Raw genomic sequence first — 14,654 nt, forward strand, 5'->3', positions numbered from 1 at the left:
AATGCGGATCACTGGTTTCCGGGCCCTCACGACCGTGCAGGAGTGGGGCCGCCCGATCGGTGACGCCAACGGCGTCCACGCCGACGGAGTCGTCCGGATGCCGATCGTCGTCGTCGAGACCGACGAAGGCGTCACCGGCGTCGGGCTCGGCTCGCACGTGCTGGCGGAGACCGTCTTCGCCGCCCTCGAGGGCGAAGACCCGCGTGGCGTGACCGCGCTCTACGACCGGATGCTGCGGCGGATGTTCAAGGCCGGGCACGCCGGCGCGGTGTTCGGCACCATCGGCGCCTTCGACACGGCGTTGTGGGACATCAAGGCGCAGCTGGCGGGCGAACCGCTCTGGCGGCTGCTCGGCGGCCGGGACCGCCGTGTGCCCGCCTACGCCTCGGGTCTCGACATCGCCCTGGACGACGACGAGCTGGCCGGGCTGTACCGGACCTACGCCGGCCACGGGCTGCGCGCGGCGAAGCTCAAGGGCGGCCTGGACATCGACCGCGACCGCCGCCGCCTCGGCCTCGTCCGCGACGTCCTCGTCGAGGCCGGCGGCGGTGACCGCCCGGGCCTGATGCTGGACGTCAACGAGAACTGGACGCGCAAGCAGGCGGTGCGGCACATCGGCGAGCTCGAACGGACCCTCGACCTGACCTGGATCGAGGAACCCGTGCGGCGCTGGGACGTGGACGGCCACGCGGCCGTCGGCCGCGGCGTCCGCGCCTCGGTGGCCACCGGGGAGAACCTCACCGGGCTGGAGCAGCACCGGCCGCTGATCACGGCCGGCGCGGTCGACATCGTCCAGACGGCCGCGGGCTGGGGCGTCACCCACTTCCTGCGGGTCGCCGCCCTCGCCCACGCCCACGACCTGCCGGTCAGCCCGATCGGGACGACCCCGGTCGGGCTGGCGCACGCCGCGACCGCGGTGCCCAACCACCTGGTCACCGAGCTGCAGGACCTCCGCCCCCCGCTCGGCGTGTCCCTGGCCCACGAAATCGGCGACGGCGCCTTCATCCTGAGTGACTCCCCGGGCCTGGGCATCCGCCTCGACGAAGCAGCCATTGCGGCCGCCGGCCACCGGCTCCCGGACCCGGGGTCCGACGGGACGCACATCCGCCCTGATCGCGCCGGTCACTACCTGTTCCCGGCGTCCGGCAACGGCCACCGCACAGCGGCAGAGCTCACGTGATTCGGAGCCAGCACGCGTGATTGGCGGGTCCACACGCGTGATTAGAGAGTCGACACGCGTGATTGGCGGGTCGACACGGGGTGGTCGCCGTGTCGTCGCCCGGATCACGCGTGTCGGCTCCGGAATCACCCGTGTCGACCCTTCGCGCCCGCTTGGGCGGTCGGGGTGGTGACGCTGTCGGCGACCCATCGCCGCTCCGCACTCAACCGACGGGGAACTTGACCGCCGTCAGCTCCTCCGAAACCGCCCAGAGCCGCCGCTGGATCGCCGCGTCGTAGGACTGCGGGCTGGAGGCGACCACCTGCGGACGCCCGCGGTAGCCGCCCGGGCCGGCCGGGCCGTAGTACTGGCCGCCCAGGGCGGCCGGGTCGGTGGCCGCGCGCAGGGTCGGGAGGGCGCCGCGCTCCGAGCTCTGGGTGATCAGCGGGGCCACCACCGGGAAGAGCGCGCGCAGCAGCGGCGGGGAGTTGCGCACCAGTTCCGTACGGGCCACGCCGGGGTGCGCGGCGATCGACGCCGTCGTGCCGTGCGGGGCGAGGCGGCGCTGCAGCTCGTAGGCGAACATCAGGTTGGCCAGCTTGGCCTGCCCGTAGGCCGCGACGCGGTCGTAGGAGTTCTCCCACTGCAGGTCGTCGAAGTGGATCGCGGCGCGGAGGCGGTGGGCGATGCTGGCGACCGTCACCACGCGCGAGCCCTCGACCGGGAGCAGCAGGTCCAGCAGCAGGCCGGTCCACGCGAAGTGCCCGAGGTGGTTCGTGCCGAACTGCAGCTCGAAGCCGTCCCGGGTGGTCTGGCGCGGCGGGTACATGACGCCGGCGTTGTTGATCAGCAGGTCGATCTTCGGCAGCGTGGCGTGCAGGTCGGCCGCGGCGGCCCGGACCGACTCGAGCGACGACAGATCCAGCTTCTGCACCGTGACGTCGGCCGCCGCGCCGAGCCGCGCGGCCGCCTGCTTGCCCTTTTCGACGTCGCGGACGGCGAGCACCACCGTCGCCCCGTGCTCGGCCAGCACCTTCGCCGTGTCGAACCCGAGGCCGGTGTTGGCGCCGGTGATCACGGCCACGCGGCCGCGCTGGCTGGGGACCTCCTGCTCGGTCCAGTTGTCGCTCATGGCGGTCCTTCCGGGTCGCGGCCCTTTCGGACCGTCGGTCTGTTATGACTCCGACGCTAAGGAACCGTCGGTCTATTGTCAAGAGACTGCCGGTCTCCAATCTCGCGGCCGGCGCGTTACCCTGGTCTCATGACGTTCCAGCGGGCGCGCAGCGCGGAGCAGCGAGAGGAGCGGCGCCGCACCATCCTCGACACGGCGCTGAAGATGCTCGACGAGATGCCGGTGACCGAGGTGAGCCTCAACGAGCTCAGCCGCCGGGTCGGCCTGGCCAAGTCGAACGTCCTGCGCTACTTCGAATCCCGTGAGGCGGTGTTGCTCGAACTGCTCGACCGCGCCCTGCGGGACTGGCTGGCCGAGGTCTCCGACGAGGTGGCCGCGGGCGTCGCCGCCGACCTTCCGGCACGGGAGCGGGCCGAGGCCTTCGCGGCGGTGATCTCCCGCTCGCTGGCCCGCCGCACGGTGCTCTGCGACCTCATCGGCGCGCAAGCGGGCGTCCTGGAGCACAACGTGTCCACCGACGTCGTCGTGCGGTTCAAGCGATCGGCCCTCGGCGGGCTGGACGGGATGGGCGAACTGCTCCGGCGGGCCGTGCCCGAAGTCGGCGGCGAAGCGGCACAGGTGTGCCTGCTGGCCATGATCCTGGCCGGCGGCCTGTGGACCCACTGCCGCCCGTCACCCAGCGCCCTGGCGGCGTACGAAGCGGACCCGGCGCTGACCGCGCTCCGGCTGGACCTGGCGCCGGCCTTGGAACACGGGCTGGCCCTGCTGATCACCGGGGCCATGGCCCGCAACGGCTGATTCCCCGCACGGTCGCGGGTGGTCCGGACCAGTCCGGTGCCGGACCGGCCATGTCGTCACAAATGCCGTGAAACGGCCCTGCGCGCGGGTGGTAGACCCGGAACACCCGCGCCGCACCGCTTTCCGACCGGCGGCGCCTTGCCCGGCAAAGGAGTCCGCATGTCCGTGCGTCGCTGCCTCGGAGCGCTCGGCGCCCTCACCGCCGCCGTCGGCTCGGCCGTCGCCGTCCCCGCCACCGCGGACGCCGCCGATTCCTGCTCCGCCTACACCAACCGCGCCGTCCTCGGCGGCTACGAGCAGACCCTGACCTGCGTCGGCAGCTCCTTCCGCGTGGTGGCCGGTCTGGGGACCACGCTGACCGCCGCGGCCGCCGAAGCCACCTCACTGGTCCAGGACCCGGCCATCGCTGCCCTGAAGTGCACCTCGTACAACGGCAGCAGCACCCAGCTCGGCGGCTTCGGCGTGACGCTTCAGTGCACCGGCCCGGCCGGCCTCACCTTCCGGCAGGGCATGGGCACCACCCTCACCGACGCCGCCCACGAGGCACACACGCTCGCGCAGATCTACGCGGGCACCGGCCAGCTGTGCTCCGACTACGCCTCGAACCCGGTCACCGGCGGGTTCAGCGTGACCCTCCAGTGCACCGCCCCGGCCGGCCTCTACTTCGTCACCGGCACCGGCACGAAGCTCACCGACGCGGCCGCCGCGGCCCGCGCCCTGATCCACTTCTGACGGGTCACATCCGCTCGGCGAGGTCGCGCGCGACCTCCACGGCGATCTCCCGCGCCCGGACCGCGAGCGGGGATTCGGTGCGCCCGGCCGGCCAGTGCAGGGACAGCTCGCGGGTGGGCGACGGCTTCAGCGGGTGGATGGCGAGCTGCTCGTCGGCCCAGGCGTCCTGGCCGTGCAGGGCGAGCCACGGCAGCACCGCCCAGCCGATGCCCGCCCGCACCATCGACAGGATCGTTTCGTGGCCCGTCGTGCGGAACACGAACCGCGGCTGCGCGCCGGCGCGGGCGAACGTCCGCTCCAGCCACCGCTGGTGGTGGGTGCGCGGCCAGGCGACCATCGGGACCCCGTCGAGCAGCTTCACCCGCACCGGGCCGCCGCCGGGAACCGCACCGGCGCCCGTCACCAGGAGGTAGGGCTCGTCGAAGAGCTTGACGTGCTCGACGTCGCCGTCGACCGGGCCGTCGTGGAACAGCAGGTCGAGCTCGCCGATCCGCGGGTCCTCCGGCGGCACGTCGGACAGCCTGATGTCGCAGCCGGGGTGCTCGTCCAGCAGCCGGCGGATGACGGCGGGCAGGATCAGGTTCGACACGCTCTGGAAGGTGCCGATGTCGATGCGGCCGTGGCCCGCCCGGAACCGGCCGACGGCGTCGGTCAGCGTCGCCGCCTTCGCCAGCAGCTCGCGGCCGTGGGCCAGGACCACCTCGCCGAGCCGGGTGATCCGGACCGGCCTCGGCCCGCCGGGACGGTCGAAGACCGGGCCGCCGACGGCTTTCTCCAGCGCGGCGATCTGCTGGCTCACCGAGGATTGCGTGTAGCCGAGCCGGGCCGCCGCCTGTCCGAACGTGCCCTCCTCGGCGATGGCGGCCATGGTCCGCAGGTGCCGCAGCTCGAAGTCCGCCATAGCGAACTAACATAGCCGATGGCGATCGATTCGATCGGAATTCATCGCTTTTCGTGATGTCTTCGCGGACCTAGCGTGGTTCCCATGACGACCACGAGCACGATCGATCCGGCGACCACGGCGGCCCGGCCCCGCCTCCCCAGGCTCGTCTGGGCCCTGGCGGCCACGCACTTCGTCGGCCGGGCCGGCGGTGTGGTGCGGGCGTTCCTGGTGCTGTACCTGACGCAGGCGCAGCACCTCTCCCCCGCGGCCGCGGGCTCGGTGGTCGCGGCGGCCGGGCTGGGCGACATCGGCTCCCAGCTGCTCGGCGGCTGGCTGGGCGACCGGATCGGCCGGCGCAACACCATGCTGGCCGGCTTCCTCGGGGCCGCCGCGGCGCTCACCGCGCTCGGCTCGGCGGACTCGCTGCCCGGCATCTGGACGGCCGCCGTGGGCGTCGGGCTGACGATCGAGCTGTTCCGGCCGGCCGGGTCGGCCGCGGTGGCCGATCTGCCGGCGTCCCAGCGGATCCGCGCGTTCGGCGTGCTCTACTGGGCGGCCAACCTCGGCTTCTCGGTCGCCACGATCGCCGCGGGGATCCTCGCCAAGTACGGCTACGGGCTGCTGTTCTGGATCAACGTGCTCGCCTCGCTGGCCGCGGCGCTGATCGTCTGGCGCCGGGTGCCGGAAACCCGGCCGGCGGGATCGGTGCGGACACGGCGGCCGCTGCTGCCCGTCGTGCTGCGCGACCGGTTGATGCTCGCGATGCTGGCGCTGCACACCGGCTACTTCACGCTGTTCCTGCAGACGTTCACGACGTTGCCGCTGCTGATGGCGGCCGGCGGTCTCGGTCCGGCGGCCTACGGCGGAGTCCTGGCCCTGAACGGGATCGCCGTCGTCGCGCTCCAGCCGCTGGCGGTCCGGTGGCTCGCCGGCCGCAACGGCACCGCGGTGTCGGCCGCCTCGATGCTCCTGGTCGGCCTGGGCGCCGGGCTCGGTGCCGTGAGCACGGGCACCGCCGCTTTCGCCGGCTCGGTCCTGCTCTGGACGCTCGGGCAGATCGGGATCGCCGTCCGGTTCGGCGACACCTTCGCCGGCCTCGCCCCGGCCGAGCTGCGCGGCGGCTACCTGGGCCTGGCTTCGACGACCTGGAGCGTCGGCGCGGTGCTCGGCCCGCTGGCCGGAACCGCACTGCTCCAGCTGGCCGGGCCGGTCGTTCTCGGGGCGGCCTGCGCGGTCGGCGGGATCGTCCTCTTCGCCGCTCAGCGGGCGCTCGGACCGGCCCTGCGGCGCCGGACCGCCGCCCACGCCTGAAACCCCTGACGACCACACCCCGCACGACCACCACGGAAAGGCCATCCCATGAGCACGTACGTCCTGATCCACGGAGGCGGCGACGCCGGCTGGGCCTGGCACCTCGTCGGCGTCGAGCTTCGAGCCCGGGGCCACGAGGTGGTGGCCCCGGACCTGCCCGCCGACGACGCGTCGGCCACGCTCACCGACTACGCCGACGCGGTGGTCGAAGCCGTCGGCGACCGGACGGACCTGGTCGTCGTCGGCCACTCGTTCGGCGGGTTCACCGCCCCGCTGGTCGCCGACCGGCTCGCGGCCGGCCTGCTGGTCCTGGTGGCCGGGATGATCCCCGCGCCCGGCGAGTCGCCCGACGACTGGGGCCGCAACACCGGGTGCGGCGAGGCGGTGCGGGCCCAGGCGGCGCGCGACGGTGGCCGCACCGGCCACGAAGACCCGCACGTCAGCTTCTACCACGACGTCCCGCGGGCCCTCGCGGACGAAGCGCTGGGCCGGGAGCGGGCCCACCCCTCCCCGACCGCGATGCGGGAACCGTGGCCGCTGGACGCGTGGCCGGCGGTGCCCACCCGGTTCGTGCTGTGCCGCGAGGACCGCTGCTTCCCGCCGGACTTCTTCCGCCGGCTGGCGGCCGAGCGGCTCGGCATCGTGCCGGACGAGATCACCGCCGGTCACTGCGTCGCGCTCAGCCGCCCCGCCGCACTGGCCGACCTCCTCGAGAGCTACCGGTGAACTCAGAAGCCGGGGAACACCCGGCGCAGCTCGTCGAGCGTGACGCCGCCTTCGACGGTGACACCCTTGTCGTACGGCGCCTTGAGGCGGCCGCTGAGCAGCCGGACGAACGCCTCCGCCGGCCCGGTGAACGTCGCGGACGGCGCCTCGAGGTGGTCCACCACGGTGACCGCGTCGTCGATCACCAGGCCGGCGCCGGGAACCGCGAGGGACACCGGGTTCGCGAGCTCGGCCGGCTTCGCGAGGAAGCCCAGCATGAACCCGATGGGCCCGGTCAGGAGGTCGACCAGCACCGCGGCCGAGTCCGCATCGACCCCGGCCTCGGAGTCGAAGGCGACGCGCACGTCCCACGAGTGGTTGGCCACCTCGCTCAGCCGCATGCCCAGCGCGGTCACCAGCGGCACCGGCTCCGGCAGGAAGCCGAGGTCGACGGTCAGCGACGAGTGCTGCTCGGGCGTGAACGCCTCGACCGTTTCGAGCCAGCGGCCGTTGTGCTCCAGGAACCCTTCGGCCTGCGCCCGCGGCGCGGACCCGTCCCAGCGGGCCCAGATCGTCTGGTTGTCTTCGGCGGCCACGGTCTCGCCGGCGGCCCGCGCGAGGGGTGCGCGGCCGATCTCGGCGCCGCTGCCGAGGTGGGACAGGGCCTGGGCGACGGTCCACTCCTCGGCACCGCTGGGTGCGGCCAGCTGGTCGTCGGTGAGGCCGCGGACGAGGGCGGCGAGCGTGTCGTGCTCGGAACGGAGAGCGGTGATCGTGCGGTCCACGAGTGGGGTCATGCCACCGTCAACTCCCGGAGGGACGCAGGTGTTCCGGGGATCACCGTGCTTGCTAGGTTTCCCCGGTGAGCCTCCTCGATGACGTGGCCGAGCGCGACGGCTGGCGCTGCTGGGTGTGCGACGAGCCGGTCGACCCCGGCATGTCGGTGAACGACCCGCGCGGGCCCAGCGTCGACAGCCGGACCGCCGACCGGAAGGCCAAGGTCGCCGAGCGGCTCGCGCACCGCGGGTGCAACACCCGCAAGGGTGCGGTCAAGGTGGTCATCGGCTGGCCGGACCGCCTGCACGTGGCCGAACCCGCGCCGCTGATCACCGTGGCCGGGCGGCTGGAGCGCAAGGGCGGCCGGGAGATGGTGGCCCGCTGCCCGACCGAGCAGGACGCCCGGGAAGCGGCGGACTGGCTGGTGGACCGGTTTTCCCGGCTGGTACCGGGGCTGCCGGTCACCGCCGACGTCCAGCCCGGCGGCGGTCAGTTCCTCGTCATCCTGGCCACCGGCCGCCGCTGACCGGCGTTGATCGGCACTGACGGGCACTGACGGGCACTGACGGGCGCTGACCGGCGTGGTGGACCCCGCGGCCGCCGCCGTGGTAGAAGTAGAACCTGTTTCACTTCTGCCCGCCTGGAGGTGCGCGGATGAGCGTCCCGACGGTGACCGAACTGCTGCTGGCCCGCGCGGGCGACGAGCGTCCGGGACTGCGGTTCGAGGACGAAACGTGCTCCTGGGCCGAGCACGTCCGAACTTCCGCGCGCTGGGCGGCCGGCCTGCGCCAAGCGTTGCGCCCGGACGAACCGCCCCACGTCGGCGTCCTGGCCGACAACGTGCCGGCGTTCTCCCTCCTCCTGGGTGCCTGCGCGTTCGCCGGAGCGGTGCTGGTCGGGCTCAACCCGACCCGGCGCGGGGAAGCCCTCGCGCGCGACATCCGGCTCGCCGACTGCCAGTTCGTGCTCGCCGAGCGGAAGTACCGGCCCCTGCTGGCCGGACTGGACCTCGGCGGGATCGGCGTGCGCGACCTGGAATCCTGGGCGCCGCCGAACGAACCGGCCGAGCCCGTCCCCGCGGCCGCGGACGATCTGCTGATGCTGATCTTCACCTCCGGCACCAGCGGCGACCCGAAAGCGGTGCGCTGCACCCACGGCAAGATCGCCTTCCCCGGCGCGATGCTCGCCGAGCGCTTCCGGCTGTCCACATCGGACACCGTCTACGTCACGATGCCGCTGTTCCACTCGAACGCCATCATGGCCGGCTGGGCCGTCGGGCTCGCGGCCGGCGCGGCCATCGCCCTGCGCCGCCGGTTCTCCGCCTCCGGCTTCCTGCCCGACGTGCGGAAGTTCGGGGCGACCTACGCCAACTACGTCGGCAAGCCACTGTCCTATGTGGTCGCCACCCCGCCGCTGCCGGACGACGCCGACAACCCCCTGCGCCTCGTCTACGGGAACGAAGGGGCGAGCGCCGACCTCGCCGCGTTCGAGAAGCGCTTCGGCTGCAAGGTCGTCGACGCGTTCGGCTCCACCGAGGGCGGCGTGGGCTTCGCCCGCACCGACGACACCCCGCCGGGCTCACTGGGCCGGCCGGCCGGCGACGTGGCCATCCTCCATCCGGACACCGGCCGCCGCTGCCCGCCGGCCGAGTTCGACGCCGACGGCCACCTGGTCAACGCGGCGGAGGCCGTCGGCGAACTGGTCAACACCGACGGTGCCGGCTGGTTCGCCGGGTACTACCGTGACCCGCAAGCCGACGCCGAGCGGCTGCGCGACGGCCGCTTCCACACCGGCGACCTCGCCTACGCCGACGCGGCCGGCTTCTGCTACTTCGCCGGCCGGCTCGGCGACTGGCTCCGCGTCGACGGGGAAAACCTCGGCACGGCCCCGGTCGAGCGCATCCTGCTGCGGCACCCCGCGATCACCGACGCCGCCGTCTACGCGGTGCCCGACCCGGTGACCGGCGACCAGGTGATGGCCGCCATCGTCACCGACGGCACACCCCTGGAGCCGGCCGGCTTCGGCCGTTTCCTGGCCGGCCAGGCCGACCTCGGCCCCAAACAGGTGCCCCGGTACGTCCGCACGGTCCGGCAGCTCCCGCGGACCTCGACGTTCAAGGTCGTCAAGCGGCAGCTGTCCGCCGAGGGCCTCGACGGCGCCGACGTGCTCTGGGAGCGGGCGGGCAAGGAGATCGCCTACACCCGCCTGACCCCGGCGGCCCGCGCTAAACTCTGACATCAGTGTCAGAGGAAGACCTTCAGGCACGGGTCACACGAGGAGGCGTCCGTGCGGATCGGCGAACTGGCGGCCCGGACCGGCGTGAGTGTCCGGTCCCTGCGCTACTACGAGCAGCAAGGCCTGCTCACCAGCACCCGCAGCGCGAGCGGGCAACGGCACTACACCGCCGTCGAGGTCGAGCGGGTCGGGTTCATCCAGCGCATGTTCGCCGCCGGCCTGTCCAGCAGCACGATCGCCGACCTGTTCCCCTGCATCGACTCCCCCGGCGAGGAAACCTCCGACGCGGCCGAGCGGCGGATGGTCCAGGAACGCGACCGGCTCACCGAGCACATCGCCGAGCTGATCCGCACGCGCGACTCCCTGGACCAGCTCATCGCCACCAACCGCGCCCACCGCGCCACCCTCCCGGCACCGAACTAGGCCTCGGCCCCTGCGCCGATCACGTGCGCCGGCGTCACGCGGCCGGGGGCACCACGCCGCTACGAGCGGTTGAGCGCCCACGGCATCAGCTTCTCCGCGAGCGCCCGGCTGAACGGGCGGCCCAGCTCCTGCAGCTCGACGCAGGCAGCCTCGCCGATCCGGGCGTAGGGGGTCACGCTGTTCTCGTCGGTCGCCTTCTCGAGCTCGGCCCGGCGGGCCGCACCCGCGGGCGTGAACGTCAGGCCGGTGTCGCCGGTGAGCCAGTCGCGCTCGCGCAGGCCGGCGACCGCCCGGTTCCAGTCCTCTTCGGACCACGACCGGGAGGTGCGCAGCGTCTCGGCGGGGACCGCACCCGAAGCCGCGTGGGTGATGAGGGCTTCGATGCCGCTCAGCCCGGCCGTCAGCAGGGCGGCGACGTGTGCGTCGCCGCGGTACTCCCGGAGCAGCGTCTGCGCGTGCCACAGGACCAGGTGGGGTTCGGTCGGCCACGGCAGCGCCGCGTGGGCGGCGAACAGCGGGCGGCCGGTGACGTCGTCGGCGACCGTCTCGGCGGCCTCGCGCAGCAAAGCGGCGGCCTTGCGCATTTCCGGCGCGGTGATCGCCTCGCCCAGGATGCCGCGCAACGCCCGGTCGGCCGCGGCGTACCGCGCGGCCAGGACGGCGGCCGGGTCGGTGGTGGCCCAGGCGGCGGCGATCGACTCCCGGACGAGGGCCGGGTTGAAGTTGTAGAAGGTCGCGACCACGACCGGCGCCGGGACCGCGCCGAGCGGCGCGGACCGTGACGCGAAATAGCCGGCGCGACCGGTGACGCCGAGCTCCGCGTAGGCGGCCGCGGCCTCCGGGGCGAAGTAGATCATTCCGTGGTACGGCTCGAGAATTCGCCAGGTCCGGCGCGCCACTTCGATCACGCGGTCAACATACCATCCGGTCGGTATGACGGGGCCCGGCGAACCGCGGCCGGCCGTTTCCTCGATAGCGAACGGATAGCGCGGCTGAGCCACGATCTCCCGGTCGATTCCCGCTACTGAGAGGAGTGATCATGGCTCGCATGATCAACACCCTGGGTGACCGGCTGCTGGGGCTGTTCCTGCGCGAGGTCAAGGCCGGCGCGTGCATCCCCGAGCACGGCCAGGTCTGCAAGACCCTGCACTACGACTGCTACGGCAACTGCAAGTAACCGCGGCACCCACGCCTTTCCCGCCGCGCCCCTTGCGGCGGGAAAGGCGTTCCGAAGGGGGTTCACGATGATCGGCGCCCAGTTCGTGCTCGCCGCCCGGGTCCTGATCGGGCTGGTGTTCGCGGTCGCGGCCGTCGGCAAGCTCGCCGGGCGGGCGCGGCTGGTGGAGTTCGCGGATTCGCTGGCGCCGCTCGGCCGGTCGCCGGTGGGCTGGCTGCCGATCGCCGCCGGGACCGCCGTCGCCGAGCTGGCCGTGGCCGTGCTCGTCGGGTTCTCCCCCACCTACCGGCTCGGGCTCGGGCTGGCGACGGCGGTGATGCTCGTGTTCTGCGCCGCGATCGCCCGTTCGATGCGGCTGGGCCGCCGCGTCACCTGCCGCTGCTTCGGCCGCTCCGGGGCGGTTCTCGGCCGTGCCCACCTCGTCCGCAACGCACTCCTCGCCGGGGTGGCCGCCGCGGCCCTCGCCGTCTCGCCGGGGCCCGGTCTCGGCCTCGACACCGGCGCGGCCGCCGCGCTCGTCGGCGCGTTCGCCGCACTCGTCGCGATCAACTGGGACAGCCTGGCCGGCCTGGTCGGCCGGGCGGACACCGCCCACCGCTGAAAAGAGGTATCTCATGTCGTTCCTGGTGGCCGTGGTCGCGGTGCTGGCCGTGCTGACGGTGCTCAACCTCCTGCTGTCCTCGGCGATCATCCGGCTGCTGAACGAGCAACGGCGGCCCGTGCCGCCCGACCTGCCGGCCGTGGGCACCGAGATCGGGACGTTCGAGGTGACCGACGCCGACGGCCGGACCGTCACCGACCGCGAGCTGGACGACGTGCTCGTCGCCTTCCTGTCGCCGACCTGCGGGCCGTGCCGGCGCATCGCCGGCAAGCTCACCGAGCCGACCGTCGCGTTCGTCATCGACGGCGGTGACCGGGACAAGGCCGTCGAGTACGCGGCCGGGCTCGGCTCCGCGGTGCGCGTCGCCTTCGTCGGCGACCGCAGCCCGGTGTCGGCCGCCTTCAACGCCGGCGACGTGACGCCGACCCTGGTCCGCGTCCGGGACCACCGGATCGCCGCCGCCGGCCACGACCTCGACGCCGTGCGCCCGCAGCACGTCCGATGAACCCGGTCCGGGCGGCGGGCCCCGCGTTCGGCATCGCCTGGCGCGCGTCCCGGGTGGCCACCGGCGGCTCGGTCGCGCTGGCGGTGCTCGCCTCGGCCGTGCCGGCGGTGTCGGCGTGGCTGGGAAAGCTGCTGTTCGACGAGCTGGCCGGCGGCCGGGACAGCGGTGGCCCGGACCGGGGCCTGATCGTGCTGCTGGCCATCGGCTCGGCGGCCGGCCTCGCCGTCGCGGCCGCGATCACCGCCGTCGCCTCCTACTGCACCGCGATCGTGCGGGCCAAGTCCGCGCTCGAGGCGGAGGACCGCCTGGTCGGGGCGGTCGGCGCGCTCCCCGGGTTGCGCCGGCTCGAGGACCCGGCGTTCCTGGACCAGGTGCGGCTGGCCGAGCAGGGCGCGCAGGAGGCGGCGCCCGCGGTGCTGGCCCTGACGGTCGAGTCGGTGCGCACCCTGGTCGCCGTGCTCGGGTTCGGCGGCGCGGTCCTGCTCGTGTGGCCGCCGATGGCCGGGCTGCTCGCCGCTTCACTGGCGGCGGCGGCGATCTCCCAGCTGACGTTGTCCCGCCTGCGCGCGCGGGAGGCCGAGGCGATGATGGCCACCCAGCGCCAGCGGTTCCTGTTCCGCTCGCTGTGCTCGGACATCCGCGCGGCCAAGGAGACCCGGCTCTTCGGCCTGGCGGACCTGTTCCGGTCGCGCATGGTGACCGCCGTCCGGACCGCCACGGCCAGTGAATGCGCCATGCAGCGCCGGATCGCCGTTGCCGGGATCGCCGCCGCGGTCGTGTCGGCGGTGGTGGCCGGCATCGCCCTCGTGGTCGCCGCGACCGGCGCCGCCCGGGGGTCGCTGTCCATCGGCGACGTCACCCTCTTCACCGCCGCGGTGGCCGGCATCCAGTCACCGGTGGGCGCGCTGCTGGGCCAGCTCGGCCGGGCCGGCGGCTCGCTCGGCCTGTTCCGGCACTACCTCGACGTCGTCACGACCGAACCCGACCTGGTCTCCGGGACGGCCGCCGTGCCCGCGCTGACGACCGGCATCGAACTGCGGGACGTGTGGTTCCGGTACGACCCGGCCGGCCCGTGGGTGCTGCGCGGGGTCGACCTGGTGATCCCCGCCGGTGCCGCGGTCGGGCTGGTCGGGGTGAACGGGGCGGGCAAGTCGACGCTCGTGAAGCTGCTGTGCCGCTTCTACGACCCCGACCGCGGCCGGATCCTGTGGGACGGCGTGGACATCCGCACCTGCGACCCGGCCTCGTTGCGGGCCCGCCTCGGTGCCACCTTCCAGGACTTCACCAGCTACGACCTCACCGCGGCCGACAACATCGGCATCGGCGACGTCGGCCGCCTCGGCGATCTCGGCCGCGTTCGCGCGGCGGCCCGCCTGGCCGAGATCGACCCGGCGTTGTCGGCGTTGCCGCGCGGCTACGAAACCCTGTTGTCCCGGGCCTTCCTGGACGTCGACGACAAGGCCGGGGCGGCGCTGTCCGGCGGGCAGTGGCAGCGGGTCGCGCTGGCCCGCTCGCTCATGCGCGACGAGGCCGACCTGCTCATCCTCGACGAACCCAGCTCCGGCATGGACGCCGACGCCGAAACCCGGACCCACGAGGCACTGCGCGCCCATCGGGCCGGCCGGACGAGCGTGCTGATCTCCCACCGCCTGTCCGCCCTGCGCGGCGCGGACCGGATCGTCGTGCTCGGCGGCGGCCGGGTGCTCGAACAGGGCACCCACGACGAGCTCCTCACCGCGGGCGGCGAGTACGCCCGCCTGTTCTCGTTGCAGGCCAAGGGATATGCGATGGCGGAGGCGTGATGGCCGGGCTCGTGGTGGTCGCGGTGGTCGTGGTGCTGCTGCTGGTCCTGCTGGTTCTCCTGCGCCGCCGGTATGTGGTGGCCCGCGTCTGGGGTCACAGCATGTCCCCGACCTTCCACGACGGCGAGCGGGTCGTCGCGACCCGGCGGCCCCACTACCGCGTCGGGGACGTGATCGTCTTCCGGCCGCGCTCCGCGGCAACCGATGTCGCTTGGCGCATCAAGCGGATCGCCGCGGTCGCCGGCGATCCGGTCCCCGCCTGGCTGAAGACGGACCACCCTGTCGTCCCGGCCGGGCACGTGGTGGTCGTCGGCGACAACACCGGCCACAGCGAGGATTCCCGCCAGCTCGGCTACATCGACCTCACCGCCGTGGCCGGCGCGGTCCCTCACCGCGCCGCACCCGACGGCAACA

Annotated in this window: 17 protein-coding genes; 13 read left to right on the forward strand and 4 right to left on the reverse strand. The window is 73.6% G+C overall.

Going from position 1 to position 14,654, the window contains the following annotated elements:
- The first annotated feature begins 1 nt into the window (after position 1).
- Positions 2-1,180 carry a mandelate racemase/muconate lactonizing enzyme family protein gene (locus AB0M30_RS11695; RefSeq protein ID WP_364582885.1) on the forward strand — a complete coding sequence of 393 codons (1,179 nt, stop codon included), beginning with the start codon at positions 2-4 and terminating at the stop codon, positions 1,178-1,180.
- A gap of 202 nt (positions 1,181-1,382) precedes the next feature.
- Here the strand turns inward: AB0M30_RS11695 and AB0M30_RS11700 are convergent, their stop codons facing one another.
- On the reverse strand, positions 1,383-2,291 hold the full coding sequence (locus AB0M30_RS11700) for an SDR family NAD(P)-dependent oxidoreductase (protein ID WP_364582888.1): 909 nt from the start codon (positions 2,289-2,291) through the stop codon (positions 1,383-1,385).
- A 129-nt stretch (positions 2,292-2,420) separates the two neighbouring features.
- On the opposite strand from AB0M30_RS11700, the gene AB0M30_RS11705 reads away from it, so the two are divergent.
- On the forward strand, positions 2,421-3,089 hold the full coding sequence (locus AB0M30_RS11705) for a TetR/AcrR family transcriptional regulator (RefSeq protein WP_364582891.1): 669 nt from the start codon (positions 2,421-2,423) through the stop codon (positions 3,087-3,089).
- 159 nt (positions 3,090-3,248) lie between these two features.
- Complete coding sequence (locus tag AB0M30_RS11710) at positions 3,249-3,821, forward strand: hypothetical protein (RefSeq protein WP_364582894.1); 573 nt, start codon at positions 3,249-3,251, stop codon at positions 3,819-3,821.
- A 4-nt stretch (positions 3,822-3,825) separates the two neighbouring features.
- On the opposite strand, the gene AB0M30_RS11715 is transcribed toward AB0M30_RS11710, so the two are convergent.
- Positions 3,826-4,722: a LysR family transcriptional regulator gene (locus AB0M30_RS11715; RefSeq protein ID WP_364582896.1), complete on the reverse strand. Its 897-nt coding sequence runs from the start codon at positions 4,720-4,722 to the stop codon at positions 3,826-3,828.
- Between the two features lie 84 nt (positions 4,723-4,806).
- On the opposite strand from AB0M30_RS11715, the gene AB0M30_RS11720 reads away from it, so the two are divergent.
- Both AB0M30_RS11720 and AB0M30_RS11725 read left to right on the forward strand, forming a co-directional pair.
- Entirely contained in the window at positions 4,807-6,015 is a 1,209-nt protein-coding gene (locus AB0M30_RS11720; protein ID WP_364582899.1) for an MFS transporter, read from the forward strand.
- 48 nt (positions 6,016-6,063) lie between these two features.
- On the forward strand, positions 6,064-6,741 hold the full coding sequence (locus AB0M30_RS11725; protein WP_364582901.1) for an alpha/beta hydrolase: 678 nt from the start codon (positions 6,064-6,066) through the stop codon (positions 6,739-6,741).
- A gap of 2 nt (positions 6,742-6,743) precedes the next feature.
- Here AB0M30_RS11725 and AB0M30_RS11730 read toward each other — a convergent pair whose 3' ends face one another.
- Positions 6,744-7,517 (reverse strand): maleylpyruvate isomerase family mycothiol-dependent enzyme, encoded by a 774-nt coding sequence (locus AB0M30_RS11730; RefSeq protein WP_364582904.1) that lies wholly within the window; start codon positions 7,515-7,517, stop codon positions 6,744-6,746.
- A 65-nt stretch (positions 7,518-7,582) separates the two neighbouring features.
- Here AB0M30_RS11730 and AB0M30_RS11735 point away from each other — a divergent pair, with 65 nt between their 5' ends.
- The 3 genes from AB0M30_RS11735 to AB0M30_RS11745 all read left to right on the forward strand — a co-directional run bounded on the left by AB0M30_RS11735 (position 7,583) and on the right by AB0M30_RS11745 (position 10,155).
- A complete protein-coding gene (locus AB0M30_RS11735; protein WP_364582905.1) occupies positions 7,583-8,023 on the forward strand; it encodes a hypothetical protein in 441 nt (146 codons plus the stop codon).
- Positions 8,024-8,151: 128 nt separating this feature from the next.
- Complete coding sequence (locus tag AB0M30_RS11740) at positions 8,152-9,732, forward strand: long-chain-fatty-acid--CoA ligase (RefSeq protein WP_364582907.1); 1,581 nt, start codon at positions 8,152-8,154, stop codon at positions 9,730-9,732.
- 51 nt (positions 9,733-9,783) lie between these two features.
- A complete protein-coding gene (locus tag AB0M30_RS11745) occupies positions 9,784-10,155 on the forward strand; it encodes a MerR family transcriptional regulator (protein ID WP_364582909.1) in 372 nt (123 codons plus the stop codon).
- Positions 10,156-10,214: 59 nt separating this feature from the next.
- Here the strand turns inward: AB0M30_RS11745 and AB0M30_RS11750 are convergent, their stop codons facing one another.
- Positions 10,215-11,063 (reverse strand): hypothetical protein, encoded by an 849-nt coding sequence (locus tag AB0M30_RS11750; RefSeq protein ID WP_364582911.1) that lies wholly within the window; start codon positions 11,061-11,063, stop codon positions 10,215-10,217.
- 131 nt (positions 11,064-11,194) lie between these two features.
- Here AB0M30_RS11750 and AB0M30_RS11755 point away from each other — a divergent pair, with 131 nt between their 5' ends.
- The 5 genes from AB0M30_RS11755 to AB0M30_RS11775 form a co-directional block, all read left to right on the forward strand.
- Entirely contained in the window at positions 11,195-11,332 is a 138-nt protein-coding gene (locus AB0M30_RS11755) for a hypothetical protein (protein WP_155258927.1), read from the forward strand.
- Between the two features lie 67 nt (positions 11,333-11,399).
- Positions 11,400-11,933, forward strand: coding sequence for a MauE/DoxX family redox-associated membrane protein (locus AB0M30_RS11760; RefSeq protein ID WP_364582913.1), 534 nt, complete (start codon positions 11,400-11,402; stop codon positions 11,931-11,933).
- 13 nt (positions 11,934-11,946) lie between these two features.
- On the forward strand, positions 11,947-12,438 hold the full coding sequence (locus tag AB0M30_RS11765; protein ID WP_364582915.1) for a hypothetical protein: 492 nt from the start codon (positions 11,947-11,949) through the stop codon (positions 12,436-12,438).
- Positions 12,435-14,240 (forward strand): ABC transporter ATP-binding protein, encoded by a 1,806-nt coding sequence (locus tag AB0M30_RS11770; RefSeq protein ID WP_364582918.1) that lies wholly within the window; start codon positions 12,435-12,437, stop codon positions 14,238-14,240. The genes AB0M30_RS11765 and AB0M30_RS11770 overlap by 4 nt, the downstream gene beginning before the upstream one ends.
- Positions 14,240-14,654 (forward strand): S26 family signal peptidase (locus AB0M30_RS11775; RefSeq protein ID WP_364582921.1); only part of this gene is annotated, 415 nt, incomplete at its 3' end. The genes AB0M30_RS11770 and AB0M30_RS11775, both read left to right, overlap by 1 nt.

The organism is Amycolatopsis sp. NPDC051716 (genome assembly GCF_040681595.1).
Lineage (GTDB): Bacteria > Actinomycetota > Actinomycetes > Mycobacteriales > Pseudonocardiaceae > Amycolatopsis.

Bases quoted from the DNA above. Each gene is read 5' to 3' on its own strand.
- AB0M30_RS11695 (WP_364582885.1), top strand. From the start codon at position 2: ATGCGGATCACTGGTTTCCGGGCCCTCACGACCGTGCAGGAGTGGGGC.
- AB0M30_RS11700 (WP_364582888.1), bottom strand. From the start codon at position 2,291: ATGAGCGACAACTGGACCGAGCAGGAGGTCCCCAGCCAGCGCGGCCGC.
- AB0M30_RS11705 (WP_364582891.1), top strand. From the start codon at position 2,421: ATGACGTTCCAGCGGGCGCGCAGCGCGGAGCAGCGAGAGGAGCGGCGC.
- AB0M30_RS11710 (WP_364582894.1), top strand. From the start codon at position 3,249: ATGTCCGTGCGTCGCTGCCTCGGAGCGCTCGGCGCCCTCACCGCCGCC.
- AB0M30_RS11715 (WP_364582896.1), bottom strand. From the start codon at position 4,722: ATGGCGGACTTCGAGCTGCGGCACCTGCGGACCATGGCCGCCATCGCC.
- AB0M30_RS11720 (WP_364582899.1), top strand. From the start codon at position 4,807: ATGACGACCACGAGCACGATCGATCCGGCGACCACGGCGGCCCGGCCC.
- AB0M30_RS11725 (WP_364582901.1), top strand. From the start codon at position 6,064: ATGAGCACGTACGTCCTGATCCACGGAGGCGGCGACGCCGGCTGGGCC.
- AB0M30_RS11730 (WP_364582904.1), bottom strand. From the start codon at position 7,517: ATGACCCCACTCGTGGACCGCACGATCACCGCTCTCCGTTCCGAGCAC.
- AB0M30_RS11740 (WP_364582907.1), top strand. From the start codon at position 8,152: ATGAGCGTCCCGACGGTGACCGAACTGCTGCTGGCCCGCGCGGGCGAC.
- AB0M30_RS11755 (WP_155258927.1), top strand. From the start codon at position 11,195: ATGGCTCGCATGATCAACACCCTGGGTGACCGGCTGCTGGGGCTGTTC.
- AB0M30_RS11760 (WP_364582913.1), top strand. From the start codon at position 11,400: ATGATCGGCGCCCAGTTCGTGCTCGCCGCCCGGGTCCTGATCGGGCTG.
- AB0M30_RS11765 (WP_364582915.1), top strand. From the start codon at position 11,947: ATGTCGTTCCTGGTGGCCGTGGTCGCGGTGCTGGCCGTGCTGACGGTG.
- AB0M30_RS11770 (WP_364582918.1), top strand. From the start codon at position 12,435: ATGAACCCGGTCCGGGCGGCGGGCCCCGCGTTCGGCATCGCCTGGCGC.